The sequence below is a fragment of the Clostridium sp. ZBS2 genome, assembly GCF_023845855.1.
Taxonomy (GTDB): domain Bacteria; phylum Bacillota; class Clostridia; order Clostridiales; family Clostridiaceae; genus Clostridium; species Clostridium aquiflavi.
Genome location: NZ_JAMQIF010000027.1, coordinates 39,918 through 53,849, shown reverse-complemented (window position 1 = coordinate 53,849; position 13,932 = coordinate 39,918). Strand labels below are relative to the sequence as shown.

The following is a 13,932-nucleotide window of genomic DNA, read 5'->3' as shown; positions in this document are numbered from 1 at the left end:
TAATGCTAAAAGGAAAATGTGCAATTATTACAGGAGCTGCAAGAGGGATAGGTAAAGCAATTGCTTTTAAATTAGCCTCTCTTGGTGCAAACATAGTATTGAATTATAGAAGTAGCGAAGAAGAAGCAAAAATAGTAGCTTCTGAAATAGAAAAAATGGGCGTAGAAGTTTTAACTGTTAAAGGTGATATAAGTAAGTTAGAAGATGTAGAAAATATTATAAGTGAAGCAAAAAGTAAATTCGGAATTATAGATATTATTGTAAATAACGCTGGAATAACAAAGGATACCCTTATTCTTAGAATGAAAGAAAAAGACTTTGATGATGTTATAGATGTAAATTTAAAAGGAGTTTTTAATTGCTTAAAATCAATCACTCCTGTCATGGTCAGACAAAAACATGGAAAGATAATAAACATTTCATCAGTAGTTGGTGTTGCAGGTAATGCAGGGCAAGTAAACTATGCAGCTTCTAAAGCAGGAGTTATAGGCATGACAAAATCTTTAGCTAAAGAACTTGGCGCAAGGGGTATAAATGTAAATGCAGTTGCACCAGGATTTATTGAAACTGATATGACTAGTGTTTTAGGTGAAAAAGTTAAAGAAGAAGCAAAAAAGAACATACCATTAAAAAGATTTGGAACTCCAGAAGATGTAGCTGGTGTTGTAGCGTTTCTTGCAAGTGAAAACTCAAACTATGTTACAGGTCAAGTTATAAATATTGATGGTGGAATGGTAATGTAATGGAGGAGTATAGAGTTATGGAAAGAAGAGTTGTTGTTACAGGAATGGGAGCATTAACTCCAATAGGAAATGATGTAGATACATTTTGGAAAAACAATAAAGATGGTAAATTAGGAATAGATTTTATTAAGTTAATAGATAATGAATTAATTAATGTTAAGATTGCCGGAGAACTTAAGGATTTTAATCCAGAAGAAGTTTTAGGTAAAAAAGAATGTAAAAGACTAGATAGATTTTCTCAAATGGCATTAATAGCAGCAGAGGAAGCTATGAAAAGTTCTAAAATAGATTTAGAAAAAGTAGATAAAAAAAGATTTGGTGTTATGGTAGGTTCGGGAATAGGTGGATTTGCAACTATAGAAACTGAATGTACTAAATTAGTTACAGGTAAATCAAAGAGAATGTCACCATTCTTTGTTCCAATGGCAATTATCAATTTAGCTGCTGGAAACATATCTATTCAATATGGACTTGAAGGTTCTTGTACATCAGTAGTGACAGCATGTGCAACTGGTACAAATAACATTGGAGATGCATTTAGATATATAAAACATGGATACGCTGATTTTATGTTAGCAGGTGGTGCAGAAGCTCCAATAACAAGAATTGGTGTTGAAGGATTCCATAGTATGAAAGCACTTAATTCTTCAAATGATCCTGTTAAAGCTTCAACTCCTTTTGATAAGAATAGAAGTGGCTTTGTAATGGGGGAAGGTGCAGGAATATTATTACTTGAATCTTTAGATTCAGCGTTAGAAAGAGGAGCAAATATATTAGGTGAAATTGTAGGATATGGTTCAACTTGTGATGCATACCACATTACATCTCCACATCCAGAAGGTTTTGGAGCAGCAGAAGCTATGAGTCAAGCAATTAATGAAGCTAAAATAGATAAAACTGAAGTTTCATATATAAATGCTCATGGAACTTCAACTCAATTAAATGATAAATTTGAAACAGCAGCAATTAAAAAAGTTTTTGGAGAAGAGGCATATAACATTCCAATATCTTCTACAAAATCAATGACAGGACATTTATTAGGTGCAGCAGGAGCTATTGAGTCTATAGTGTGTTTAAAAGCACTTGAAGAAGGTTTTATACCTCCTACAATAGGTTATGAAACTAAAGATGAAGAATTAGATTTAGATTATGTACCAAATAAGGGACGAAAAAAAGAACTTAAGTATGCTTTAACAAATTCTTTAGGATTTGGTGGACACAATGCAACTTTATTATTTAAGAGATGGGAAGAAAAGTAGGAGGTAATTTTATGGATTTTCAAAATATTAAAGAACTTATAAATATTATAAATTCTTCGGATTTAGCTTACTTTGAATTAAAATCAAATGATAGCTATATAAAAATGGATAAGTCTTTAACTAGAAGCTTAAATAGAAATGTAGAAAAAGAAGAAGAGACTACAAAAAAGGAAAGCAACCTTCATACAAAAGAGGAACCTATACAAGAAAAGAATAATTTCCCAGAGAATAAATCAAGTAACACATCAGAAGAAGCTGTAGAAGAAGACACAGTAATAATTACATCACCAATGGTTGGAACGTTTTATTCATCACCATCTCCTGATAGCGAGTCATTTGCTAAAGAAGGAGATTATGTAAAAAAGGGAAAAGTAATTTGCATAATTGAAGCAATGAAGTTAATGAATGAAATTGAAAGTAATTATGATGGAAAAATAGTAAAGTGTTTTGCAAAAGATGGAGATATGGTTGAGTTTGGACAAAAACTCTTTGAAATTAAGGAGGATTAATGTTTATGTTAAAGATAGAAGAAATAAAAGAAATTTTACCTCATAGATACCCATTTTTACTTATAGATAGAGTAACTGAAATGGATATAGAAGAAAAATTATTTGTTAAGGGATATAAGAATGTTTCTGCAAATGAACAATTTTTCCAAGGCCATTATCCACAAGAACCAATTATGCCAGGGGTTTTACAAATAGAAGCTTTGGCACAAGCAGGAGCTGTGGCTATTTTATCAATGGAAAAGTTTAAAGGAAAAACTCCATTATTTGCTGGAACTAATAAGGTTAGATTTAAGGCAAAGGTTGTACCAGGAGATAGATTAGATTTATATTGTGAAATAGTAAAACTTAAGGGACCAATAGGAATAGGTAAAGGAATAGCTTCAGTTGATGGTAAAACAGTTTGTGAAGCTGAAATACTTTTTGCTATAGGATAGGTGAAGGATATGTTTAAAAAGGTACTTATTGCAAATAGAGGAGAAATTGCAGTTAGAATAATTAGAGCTTGTAGAGAAATGGGAATACTTACAGTTGCTGTTTACTCAGAAATTGATAAAGAAGCACTTCATACTCAATTGGCTGATGAAGCGATTTGTATAGGTCCAGCAATAGCTAAAGATAGTTATTTAAATATTGCTAATATTTTAAGTGCATGTGTACTTAGTGGGGCTGATGCAATACATCCTGGATTTGGATTTTTATCTGAAAATGCTAAGTTCGCAAAGATGTGTAAAGAATGTAATATAAAATTCATAGGTCCAGATTATGAATCAATTGAACTTATGGGTGATAAAGCAAGAGCTAGAGAAATAATGAAAAAAGCAAATGTTCCTGTTGTACCTGGATATGAAGGGGAAATAGAGAATGAAACACATGCTTTAGGTATTGCTAAAAAAATAGGTTATCCTATAATGATAAAGGCAGCTGCTGGTGGTGGTGGAAAAGGAATAAGAATTGCCAGAAGTGATGAAGAATTCTTAAAAGGATATAAAACTGCTAAATCTGAATCTAAAGCTTGCTTTGGTGATGACAGATTATATATAGAAAAATTCATTGAAAAACCTAGACATATTGAATTTCAAATTTTAGCTGATGAGTATGGAAATGTTGTTCATTTAGGAGAAAGAGAATGCTCCCTTCAAAGAAAGAATCAAAAAGTTTTAGAAGAGGCGCCATCTAATATATTAAATGAAGAAATAAGAAATACTATGGGAGAAATAGCTAAGAAAGCAGCAAAGGCTGTTAATTATAAAAATGCAGGAACTATAGAATTTTTATTTGATAAAGATAATAACTTTTACTTTATGGAAATGAACACAAGGATACAAGTAGAGCATCCAATTACAGAAATGATTACAGGTGTTGATTTAGTTAAAGAGCAATTAAAGATAGCATCAGGAGAAAAGTTATTATTAAAGCAAGAAGATATAAAGATATCTGGTCATGCTATTGAATGTAGAATTAATGCAGAAGATCCAGAGAATGATTTTAGACCATGTCCTGGAGAAGTATCAGAGTTATGCGTTCCAGGCGGAATGGGAGTTAGAGTAGACTCTGCTATATATTGTGGATATAATATACCTTATTTTTATGATTCTATGATTGCAAAGCTTATAACTTTTGGAAAAACTAGAGAAGAAGCTATTGTAAAAATGAAAAGAGCTTTAGGTGAATTTGCAGTAGGTGGAGTAAAAACTAATATTGATTTTCAATTTTCTATACTTGAAATGCAAGAGTTTTTAGATGGAAATTATGATACGTCATTTTTATCAGAAAAGATGGTGAAGAATAATGCTTAAAGATTTATTTAAAAAAAGTAAATATGCAACGGTTAATCCATCAGCATATAAAAGTAAAGTAGTAGAAGAAAAGCCTAATATTCCATCTGGAATGTGGACTAAATGCAGTAATTGTAATAGTATGATTTACTATGAAGATTTAGAAAATAACAAATATGTATGTAATAAGTGTAATCAACACTTTAGAATATCACCTAAGGAAAGAATAAAACAATTATTTGATAAAGATACTTTTAAAGAAATGTGGAAATCATTAAAAACAAATAATCCTATTGACTTTGAAGATTATGAAGAGAAAATAAATCAATCTCAAAGCAATACTGGAAGTAAAGAAGCAGTAGTTACTGGAGTAGGTAGAATAAATGATTTGGAAGTAGCTTGTGCAATAATGGATAGTTTCTTTATGATGGGAAGCATGGGGACTGTTGTCGGAGAAAAAATTACTAGAATAGTAGAATATGCTACAGAAAATAATCTTCCTATTTTGATTTTTACAGCTTCAGGTGGAGCAAGAATGCAAGAAGGTATTTTTTCGCTTATGCAAATGGCAAAAATAAGTGCTGCTCTTGCAAGGCATGATGAAAAGGGGCTATTATATATAACAATATTAACTGATCCAACTACTGGAGGAGTAACAGCAAGTTTTGCTATGGAAGGCGATATTATATTAAGTGAGCCAAATACTTTAGTTGGATTTGCAGGTAGAAGAGTTATAGAAAATACAATAAATGAAACTCTTCCAGAGTCATTTCAAAAATCAGAATTTCTTCTTGAAAAAGGATTCATAGATAGTATTGTAGAAAGAAAAAATATGAGAGCTTATTTATATAAGATTCTTATTTTACATGGAGTGAATAAGTATGAATAAAGAGTTTATAAAATCAATAGTAGTATCAAGCCCTTGGGAAAAAGTTGAAATAGCTAGGCATAAAGATAGACCTACAGGAAAATATTATATAGATAATATTTTTAAAGATTTTATAGAGTTTCATGGAGATAGATTATTTGGTGATGACAAAGCTGTAATTGGTGGAATAGCATCATTTGAAGATATTAGCGTTACGGTAATAGCAATAACAAAGGGAGCTAATACAAATGAAAATATAGAAAGAAATTTTGGAATGCCCAATCCAGAAGGCTATAGAAAAGCATTAAGACTTATGAAACAAGCAGAAAAATTTAATAGACCTGTTATTTGTTTTATAGATACTCCAGGAGCCTTTTGTGGAGTCGGGGCAGAAGAAAGAGGGCAAGGTAGTGCTATTGCAAATAATTTGTTCGAACTTAGTAGATTGAAAACCCCCATAATTTCTATAGTTATTGGAGAAGGGGGAAGTGGAGGAGCATTAGCATTAACAGTGGCAGATAAAATACTTATGTTAGAAAACGCAGTTTATTCAATACTTTCACCAGAAGGATTTGCATCTATATTATGGAAAGATAGCAAGAGAGTAAAAGAAGCTGCAAATGTTATGAAAATAACAGCACAAGATTTAAATGAGTTTGGTATTATAGATAAGGTAATAAAAGAGCCAAGAGGTGGAGCACATAAAAATCCACCAAAACAAGTAACGCTCATAAAAAAAGAACTTATGAATGCAATAAATGAAATGAAAAACATTGAAACAAATCAAATGATAAATGAACGTTATGATAAATTTAGAAAAATAGGAACTTTAGAGTAATTTATAATATATAGTGATTTTTAATATAAGCTCAAAAGATTGCAATCTTTTGAGCTTTTTTGATTATAGATATTTTAATATATTTTTTAAGCTAAGAAAGTTAAATATGAGTCATTGACAATATATACTATTTAGAAATAATATAATATTAAAGTTAATTTTTTTTAAGAGGATGATGATTATGGATGTTGATCTGAAAAGTAAGGTAGATATATTTAAAGACTATTATAAAGATATAAGCAGAACATTAATATTTGATAATAATAAAGTTAAAATATTAGAAAGTTTACTTTATATAATAAATAAAAATGAAGTAGATAAAAGTGAATTAAAAAGTATTAGAAAATACATAAGTAAAAGTGAACTAAATAATGTATTTAATGGAAACGTTAAAAAAGCAATGTCTGCTTTTTTATGTTCAAATTTTCAATATGAAAAGATAGTTAAAGACACAATTATAATATACGATAATTTGGTAAATAAAGGTTTTAAAAAGGACAAGTACTTAGAACTTTTATCGTTTATTATTACTTTAAGATTTCATAAAAAAGAATATGATAATATATTAAATAATATGTTAAAGGCAAAAACTGAAATAAAGAGCAAAGTACAGGGTATAGATGAATTTAAATTAATGAATATATGCTTTATAAATTTATCAATGTTTTCTAGGGAATATAATCAATTAGTTAGAAAGTATCTAAAGATATATTTTAAATTACTCAGAAAAAAATTTGATAAAAAAGAAGCTTTTTTTATTGCACTTGCAATGATAAATTTAGATGAAATGGATTATACTAGTTATATAAATAATGTTATAGAAATAAAATCACATTTAAATAATACTAAAATGGAAATAAAAGAAGAGCATTATTTATTACTGGGTTTATCTTCATTAATAATTGAAAATAATAATGAATTTATTGATAATATTAGTGAAGTATATGATGATTTATGTGAAAAAAGATTTATAAAAAAGGATCAGATTGTACTAGTATCTATTACACTAGTATTATATGAATATATTGAAATCATTTCAGAAGATGATGAGGATTTATTTACTGAAAATGAAATAAATATAGTTAAGAAGTTAATAGAATACTTAACGTTATTGTTAATATAACAATAAAAATTAATATTAAAGGAGAATAATCTTATGGAGAGTAATAGCACAAAGGTTGCTAAAATAGCAACTAAAATGGCTATATGTGATAGATTTGAGGAAGAAGATTTAAAAAAGATATATAACAAAGAAGGTATAAAAGTTACAGCAGTAAATATAGGTGGAAATATTAATTCATCAATATCAAAGATATTAGAAAGTGCACTGGTTGCATCCAAAAGAAATGGCCTTATAAGAGAAGAACATTTACATGAAGGTGCAGTAATAGGAGCTACTAGAGATGCTATAATTCAAGTTTCTAATAGAGCTAATGCACAAAATGTAGGTGGAAAAATTGGAATAGCTAGAGGCGGGGAACATATTTCTGTATGCATATTCTTAAGTATTGGTTTACTTCATTTAGATGAAGTTGTTATAGGAATAGGGCATAGAGCTATACCAGTATAAAAAGATGATGATAGATATTAAGATAACAAGAATTATTTTAATATCTATCTTTTTTATTATAGAGATTAAAAAAGTGTGTTGTGAAAAATAATTTAAATTTTAGGCTTTGTTTTAGCGGAGTGTTGATATATGCATAAGCAAAGTGAGCGGAGTAATTGAACTTAGGAATGCTAAAATGAGTATAGCCCAATACTCATTGAGAATTCTCAAAATCCAATTACAATGCCACTTTACCTATTGTATATATCAACACACATTTAAAACAGAGCCAAATTTTAAAACATAAGCACATAGTAGTTAATATCATGTTTATAATTTTTTTGTTCTAAAATAAAAGAAAACATTGAAATTTGTATAAACATTACTTTTTTGGTATATTAATCAATGTAGATGATAATAGTTAAGTTAAATTAATAATAACTATAAATTTTTATAATAATATAAGTCATAGAAAAGGAAGATGGAAAGTATGAACAAAGAATTAATTAATCAAGTTGCTATTGTTACAGGGGGAAACACAGGCATAGGTAGAGCTATTAGCGAAGAACTAGCTGGAAGAGGCGCTAAAGTTATGATTTTAGCTAGAAATGAAGAAAAAAACGAAGAAACAAAGGACGCTATTGTAGCAAAAGGTGGATATGCTGAATCATATAAAGTAGATGTATCTAATAAAAAGTCTGTAGATGATGCTATCAAAAGTATTTATGAGAAACATGGTCAAATAGACATATTAGTTTGTAACGCAGGAAACTCAACACCGTTAAATTACCTTACTAAAATGCCAATGGAAGATATAGAAGCTATTATAAATACACATGTTTATGGAGCTATCTATTGTGTAAAAGCGTGTGGAGAAAAAATGAAAGAAAGAAAATATGGAAGAATTGTAATAATGTCATCACTTGGAGCTTATCATGGAGTTACAGGAAATGCACATTATTGTTTAGCTAAAGAAGGACTAGTTGCTATGGCACAAAGTTTAGCTAAAGAATTTGGACGCTATGGAATAACAGTTAACTCAATTCAACCAGGATCTATTAATACTTCTATGAGCTCTCAATTATTGCAAGTAGCTAAGGATAAGATCGTGAGTGAAACACCAGTTGCTAGAATAGGAGAGCCAGAAGATATTGCTTATGCTACAGCATTTTATTGTAGTCCAAGAGCAAGTTTTATAACAGGAGATACAATGCGAGTTGATGGTGGATATATTATTGAAAGTGGAATGGATAGATTAATATTAAGTATGATCGATGCTGAATTAAATTAATTAAGTGATAGAAAGTTTATTTGTTTAATAAGTAGAAATATAATTTGATTTATTAAGTTATAAATTATAAGAAACGGCACTAATTATCAATTTGATAATTAGTGCCGTTTTTTATACATATCCAATTAATAATCTTGTAGAATAGAGATTTATCAAAATGATAATATATTATCATTTTAATAAACAATTATTTTTATTCTTTTGACGGGCAATTATTCTTGCACTACGTTTAGAAAGGGTATATGGCTAAAAAAATCGCTGGGCTAAAGTCGCCTAGGAGATTTTGCTCTAAATAAACAATGAATATAATGTATTTAAAAATGATAAGATTTTCAAGAATTCAAGTAGATTAAAGATAAATAAATTAAGTTTTTATATAAAAAAGTGGTATAAAATTTGCTTATAAAATTATTAGATAAAGTTAAGTGATTTTATATATAGAAATAAAATAATGTAGATATAAATGAATTTGTATTTACAGGTAAAAATAGTATATAATGTATAATATAAATAGGAAATATGACTATAGCTGTATATTAGATGCTTATGCGAAAGATAAATATGAAAATTTAATAAAATACTACAATAAAAGGAGCGAAAGCCTGATGAAACTTATTGATACAAAAAACTCAGTAGGACATGTTCTTTGTCATGATATTACTCAAATCATAAAAGATGTAAAAAAAGGAACTGCGTTTAGAAAAGGTCATATAGTTACAAAAGAAGATATACCAGTATTATTATCTTTAGGAAAAGATCACTTATATGTATGGGAAAAGAAAAAAGGATTTTTTCACGAGAATGAAGCTGCAGAAGTATTACTTAAAATATGTAAAAATGACAATATGACTAACAGCGAAGTTAAAGAAGGAAAAATAGAATTGATTGCTAGCTGTGAAGGGTTATTAAAAATAGATATTGACAAGCTAAAAAAAATAAATATGCTTGATGAAATTATAATTGCAACTAGACATAATAACACTATAGTAAAAGAAGGCGATAAATTAGCAGGAATGAGAGTAATTCCTTTAATTATTGATGGAAAGAAATTAGAAAGTGCAAAGAAACTAGGAGAGAGCATACCTATTATAGAACTTAAGAAATTTGTAAAGAAAAAGGTGGGAATCGTAACTACTGGAAATGAAGTTTATTATGGAAGAATTAAAGATACATTTTCTCCTGTAATAAAAGAAAAATTATCAAAATTTGATGTTGAAATAATAGGACAAACTATTGTAAACGATGATACAGATAATATAACTAATGCAATTAGAGAGTATATTGATAAGGGCGCAGATATGGTTATTTGTACTGGTGGAATGAGTGTAGACCCAGATGATTTAACACCAAGTGCAATTAAATCAACAGGAGCTAAAATAATATCTTATGGTGCACCAGTTTTACCAGGAGCAATGTTTTTAATGTCTTATTATAATGACAATATTCCTATTTTGGGATTACCAGGTTGTGTTATGTATGCAAAACAAACTATTTTTGATTTAGTTTTACCGAGGATTATGGCTGATGAAAAAATATCTAAGGATGATTTAGCATCATTGGGTCACGGTGGACTATGTCTTTCGTGTGAAAAGTGCACATACCCTAATTGTGGATTTGGAAAGATATAGGGGGATATTGATTATGGAAAATAAATTTAATCATTTTGATAATGAAGGCAATGCAATTATGGTAGATGTGGGTAATAAAAATGCAACTGAACGTATTGCCATTGCATCAGGAAAAATAAGAGTAAATAGAGACACATTTTTAGCTATTGAACAAGGAACAGCAAAAAAAGGTGATGTTTTGGGTGTGGCAAGAGTAGCTGGAATTATGGCTGCAAAAAAAACCTCAGAGTTAATACCTTTATGTCATCCTTTAATGATAACAAATTGCACTATTGATTTTGAGCTTTTACCTAAAACTTTAGAAGTTGAAGTTACGTCTAAAGTAAAAGTAACAGGAAATACTGGTGTTGAAATGGAAGCGTTAACAGCTGTATCAACCACTCTTTTAACTATATATGATATGTGTAAGGCTATAGATAAGGCTATGGAAATAGGTAATATTCATTTAAGAAGAAAAATAGGTGGAAAAAGTGGAGATTTCATTAATGAATAACTGTATAAATATTGATTTTTAGATTTTATTCCAAAGACTCTAATAGAGAGGAGAAACATAATGAAAGATCAGTATAATAGAACAATTGATTATCTTAGGATTTCTGTTACAGATAGATGTAATTTGCGTTGCAAATATTGTATGCCAAAAGATGGGGTGGAATATTTACAGCATGATGAAATATTAACTTTTGATGAAATAATTACTATATGTAAAAGTATGGTTAAGTTAGGGATTCATAATATAAAAATTACAGGGGGAGAACCTCTTGTAAGAAAAGATATAGTTGATCTTATAAGAGATATAAAGACTATAAAAGGAATTGAAAATGTTACTCTTACAAGTAATGGGATACTGTTACATGATTATTTAGATGATTTAGAATCAGCAGGATTAGATGGAATTAATATTAGTTTAGATACTTTGGATAGAAAAAAATATGAAGATATTACTAGAAAAGATGGTATAAGTAATGTTTTAAAATCAATAGAAAAAGCCGTTAATAGTAATATTCCTTCAGTTAAAATAAATTGTTTGATTATGAAAGATTTTAATGAAGATGAAATTTTATCTATTGCTAGATTTGCAAAAGATGAAAGAATTGATGTTAGATTTATAGAAATGATGCCAATTGGATTAGGTGATATGAATGAAGTTGTTTTTCAAGAGAAAATTAAGAATATCATAGAAAAAAAGTATGGAACTATGAAGAACCATTTTGGAAAGAGTGGAAATGGTCCGGCTAAATATTACACATTAAATAATTTTAAAGGAAAGATCGGATTTATTAGTGCATTAAGTCATAGATTTTGTAAAAAATGTAATAGAATTAGAATGACATCAGACGGGATATTAAAATTATGTTTACAATATAATTATACCTTGGATTTAAAGAAAGCTTTAAGAAACGGAATAGATGAAGAAGAATTTATTTTAATGATTAAAAAAGCTATTTATAATAAACCTAAACATCATAACTTTTTAGAATTTAAAAGAGAAGATAATTTAGAAGAAAGAAAAATGGTACAAATAGGAGGATAATTATGGGTAAAATAATGGCAATTTGTATTAGTGAAAAAAGAGGTACACAGAAAAAAAGAATAGAAAAGGCAAATCTTGTTAAGGATTTTGGAATAGAAAATGATGCTCATGCGGGAAAATGGCATAGACAAGTGAGTTTATTATCATATGAAAAAATAGAAGATTTTAAAGCTAAAGGTGCAGAAGTAAATGATGGTGCATTTGGTGAAAATGTTATAGTACAAGGATTTAATTTAAAAGATTTACCAATAGGGAGCCTATTAACTTGTGGAAACATTAAATTAGAAATAACTCAAATAGGAAAAGAGTGTCATGCTCATTGTGAAATTTATAAAAAAATGGGTGAATGCATTATGCCTACTAATGGAGTGTTTGCAAAAGTAATAGAAGGTGGGCAAATGAAAATTGGGGATGAAATTGAGATTGCATCTAGTATAGTAGAAAATGTATGAAAATAAATATTGAATAAAAAGCATTAAATAAACATTTAATTTTAATTATTTTGTTTATTTAATGCTTTTTTATTTTTCTTTTTTGATATAATATTATTTGATGAATATAATTGTAATTAAAGATTTAGATATAAATATATAAAAAGAATTTTTGATTATATCAAAGAGGTGAATTTATGAGTCCTTTAGCTGATTTGATGCGACCGAGTAAAATTGAAGATTTTGTTGGACAGAGACATATATTAGGTGAAAATACTCCATTATATAATTTGATAAAAAGTAAAAAAATATGTAACTGCATATTTTATGGACCACCAGGAACAGGGAAGACTACTTTAGCAAATATAATGGCTAAATATGTGGATAAGAAGTTTTATAAATTAAACGCAACAACAGCATCAGTAAAAGATATACAAAATATAACCAGTGAGTTAGATAATTTGTTAAACTATGCAGGTGTAGTTCTTTATATAGATGAATTACAACATTTTAATAAAAAGCAGCAACAATCATTATTGGAATTTATAGAAGATGGAAGAATAACATTAATAGCAAGCACAACTGAAAATCCTTATTTTGTAATACATAAAGCAATAATAAGTAGGTGCAATATTTTTGCTTTTGAACCATTAAAAATACCAGATATAATAGTAGGATTAGAGAAATCTTTAGATAAACTAATAAATGAAGGTATAGAAGTGGAATATTCAAATGAAGCTTTAAAGTATATAGCTGAAATATCTCAAGGAGACTATAGAAAAGCTTATAATATATTAGAATTAGCTGTAAATTCACAAATGACTTTACACAAGGAAATTTCTGTAGACTATATTGAAAAGCTTGGACAATCTAATATGAGAGCTGATAATAGTGGAGATGAATTTTACAATTTATTAAGTGCACTTCAAAAAAGCATACGGGGTAGTGATCCCGATGCAGCAATTCATTATTTAGCAAGACTTATAAAAGGAGGAAATATAGCAGCTATTATAAGACGAATTTCTGTCATAGTAGCTGAAGACATAGGTCTTGCACATCCCAATGCACTTACTGTTGTTAATTCAGGATTAGATTTAGCTATGAAAGTAGGATTCCCAGAAGCTAGAATAGTTTTAGCTGAACTAGTAATATACTTAGCAACGTTACCTAAATCTAATAGTTCTTATCTAGCAATAAATTCTGCAATGAGTGATTTGGAAAGTATAAATTTTGGAGATGTTCCTAAACATTTAAAAGATGGTCATTATGCTGGTGCAGAAAGTCTTGGTGTTGGAGGATATAAGTATCCTCATGATTATCCAAATCATTATATAAAACAAGAGTATTTACCAGTAGAATTAAAGAAAAAACGATATTATATTGAACAAAATAACAAATATGAAGAAAATGCACGGAAATATTGGTCATCTATAAAAAATAATTCTAATGAATTGACAAAAGCCGAGTATTTTGATAAGATATAAATGAATTATTGATAAGTGATTAG

At 28.6% G+C, this 13,932-nt stretch carries 15 protein-coding genes; all 15 read left to right on the top strand.

The window, feature by feature from the left end:
• The first annotated feature begins 2 nt into the window (after window positions 1-2).
• Complete coding sequence (gene fabG / locus NG918_RS14565) at window positions 3-743, top strand: 3-oxoacyl-[acyl-carrier-protein] reductase (RefSeq protein WP_252212983.1); 741 nt, start codon at window positions 3-5, stop codon at window positions 741-743.
• Between the two features lie 17 nt (window positions 744-760).
• Window positions 761-2,002, top strand: a complete 1,242-nt coding sequence (fabF, locus tag NG918_RS14560) for a beta-ketoacyl-ACP synthase II (protein ID WP_252226778.1) — start codon at window positions 761-763, stop codon at window positions 2,000-2,002.
• An 11-nt stretch (window positions 2,003-2,013) separates the two neighbouring features.
• Window positions 2,014-2,511, top strand: coding sequence for an acetyl-CoA carboxylase biotin carboxyl carrier protein (accB, locus tag NG918_RS14555; protein ID WP_252226777.1), 498 nt, complete (start codon window positions 2,014-2,016; stop codon window positions 2,509-2,511).
• Window positions 2,512-2,516: 5 nt separating this feature from the next.
• The gene (gene fabZ / locus NG918_RS14550) at window positions 2,517-2,945 is read left to right on the top strand and encodes a 3-hydroxyacyl-ACP dehydratase FabZ (protein WP_003370298.1); all 429 of its coding nucleotides are present in this window, start codon (window positions 2,517-2,519) and stop codon (window positions 2,943-2,945) included.
• Between the two features lie 9 nt (window positions 2,946-2,954).
• On the top strand, window positions 2,955-4,307 hold the full coding sequence (locus tag NG918_RS14545) for an acetyl-CoA carboxylase biotin carboxylase subunit (protein ID WP_012449815.1): 1,353 nt from the start codon (window positions 2,955-2,957) through the stop codon (window positions 4,305-4,307).
• Window positions 4,300-5,175 (top strand): acetyl-CoA carboxylase, carboxyltransferase subunit beta, encoded by an 876-nt coding sequence (gene accD, locus NG918_RS14540; protein ID WP_252226776.1) that lies wholly within the window; start codon window positions 4,300-4,302, stop codon window positions 5,173-5,175. Before NG918_RS14545 ends, accD begins: the two co-directional genes overlap by 8 nt.
• Window positions 5,168-5,992, top strand: coding sequence for an acetyl-CoA carboxylase carboxyltransferase subunit alpha (locus tag NG918_RS14535; RefSeq protein ID WP_252212976.1), 825 nt, complete (start codon window positions 5,168-5,170; stop codon window positions 5,990-5,992). Before accD ends, NG918_RS14535 begins: the two co-directional genes overlap by 8 nt.
• Window positions 5,993-6,173: 181 nt before the next feature.
• Entirely contained in the window at window positions 6,174-7,115 is a 942-nt protein-coding gene (locus tag NG918_RS14530) for a DUF4003 family protein (protein WP_252226774.1), read from the top strand.
• Between the two features lie 33 nt (window positions 7,116-7,148).
• Entirely contained in the window at window positions 7,149-7,562 is a 414-nt protein-coding gene (locus NG918_RS14525) for a HutP family protein (RefSeq protein WP_252212974.1), read from the top strand.
• 469 nt (window positions 7,563-8,031) lie between these two features.
• Window positions 8,032-8,832: an SDR family NAD(P)-dependent oxidoreductase gene (locus NG918_RS14520; RefSeq protein WP_252212973.1), complete on the top strand. Its 801-nt coding sequence runs from the start codon at window positions 8,032-8,034 to the stop codon at window positions 8,830-8,832.
• A 605-nt stretch (window positions 8,833-9,437) separates the two neighbouring features.
• The gene (locus tag NG918_RS14515) at window positions 9,438-10,460 is read left to right on the top strand and encodes a molybdopterin-binding protein (protein WP_252226772.1); all 1,023 of its coding nucleotides are present in this window, start codon (window positions 9,438-9,440) and stop codon (window positions 10,458-10,460) included.
• A 13-nt stretch (window positions 10,461-10,473) separates the two neighbouring features.
• Window positions 10,474-10,953 (top strand): cyclic pyranopterin monophosphate synthase MoaC, encoded by a 480-nt coding sequence (gene moaC, locus NG918_RS14510; protein WP_035791073.1) that lies wholly within the window; start codon window positions 10,474-10,476, stop codon window positions 10,951-10,953.
• Window positions 10,954-11,013: 60 nt separating this feature from the next.
• A complete protein-coding gene (gene moaA, locus NG918_RS14505; RefSeq protein ID WP_252212970.1) occupies window positions 11,014-11,994 on the top strand; it encodes a GTP 3',8-cyclase MoaA in 981 nt (326 codons plus the stop codon).
• A 2-nt stretch (window positions 11,995-11,996) separates the two neighbouring features.
• Window positions 11,997-12,446 carry an MOSC domain-containing protein gene (locus NG918_RS14500; RefSeq protein WP_252226770.1) on the top strand — a complete coding sequence of 150 codons (450 nt, stop codon included), beginning with the start codon at window positions 11,997-11,999 and terminating at the stop codon, window positions 12,444-12,446.
• Window positions 12,447-12,622: 176 nt separating this feature from the next.
• On the top strand, window positions 12,623-13,909 hold the full coding sequence (locus NG918_RS14495; protein ID WP_252212966.1) for a replication-associated recombination protein A: 1,287 nt from the start codon (window positions 12,623-12,625) through the stop codon (window positions 13,907-13,909).
• Window positions 13,910-13,932: the final 23 nt, after the last annotated feature.

Bases quoted from the DNA above. Each gene is read 5' to 3' on its own strand.
- NG918_RS14545 (WP_012449815.1), top strand. From the start codon at position 2,955: ATGTTTAAAAAGGTACTTATTGCAAATAGAGGAGAAATTGCAGTTAGA.
- NG918_RS14530 (WP_252226774.1), top strand. From the start codon at position 6,174: ATGGATGTTGATCTGAAAAGTAAGGTAGATATATTTAAAGACTATTAT.
- accB (WP_252226777.1), top strand. From the start codon at position 2,014: ATGGATTTTCAAAATATTAAAGAACTTATAAATATTATAAATTCTTCG.
- NG918_RS14520 (WP_252212973.1), top strand. From the start codon at position 8,032: ATGAACAAAGAATTAATTAATCAAGTTGCTATTGTTACAGGGGGAAAC.
- accD (WP_252226776.1), top strand. From the start codon at position 4,300: ATGCTTAAAGATTTATTTAAAAAAAGTAAATATGCAACGGTTAATCCA.
- fabZ (WP_003370298.1), top strand. From the start codon at position 2,517: ATGTTAAAGATAGAAGAAATAAAAGAAATTTTACCTCATAGATACCCA.
- fabG (WP_252212983.1), top strand. From the start codon at position 3: ATGCTAAAAGGAAAATGTGCAATTATTACAGGAGCTGCAAGAGGGATA.
- moaA (WP_252212970.1), top strand. From the start codon at position 11,014: ATGAAAGATCAGTATAATAGAACAATTGATTATCTTAGGATTTCTGTT.
- NG918_RS14495 (WP_252212966.1), top strand. From the start codon at position 12,623: ATGAGTCCTTTAGCTGATTTGATGCGACCGAGTAAAATTGAAGATTTT.
- NG918_RS14525 (WP_252212974.1), top strand. From the start codon at position 7,149: ATGGAGAGTAATAGCACAAAGGTTGCTAAAATAGCAACTAAAATGGCT.
- fabF (WP_252226778.1), top strand. From the start codon at position 761: ATGGAAAGAAGAGTTGTTGTTACAGGAATGGGAGCATTAACTCCAATA.
- NG918_RS14515 (WP_252226772.1), top strand. From the start codon at position 9,438: ATGAAACTTATTGATACAAAAAACTCAGTAGGACATGTTCTTTGTCAT.
- NG918_RS14535 (WP_252212976.1), top strand. From the start codon at position 5,168: ATGAATAAAGAGTTTATAAAATCAATAGTAGTATCAAGCCCTTGGGAA.
- NG918_RS14500 (WP_252226770.1), top strand. From the start codon at position 11,997: ATGGGTAAAATAATGGCAATTTGTATTAGTGAAAAAAGAGGTACACAG.
- moaC (WP_035791073.1), top strand. From the start codon at position 10,474: ATGGAAAATAAATTTAATCATTTTGATAATGAAGGCAATGCAATTATG.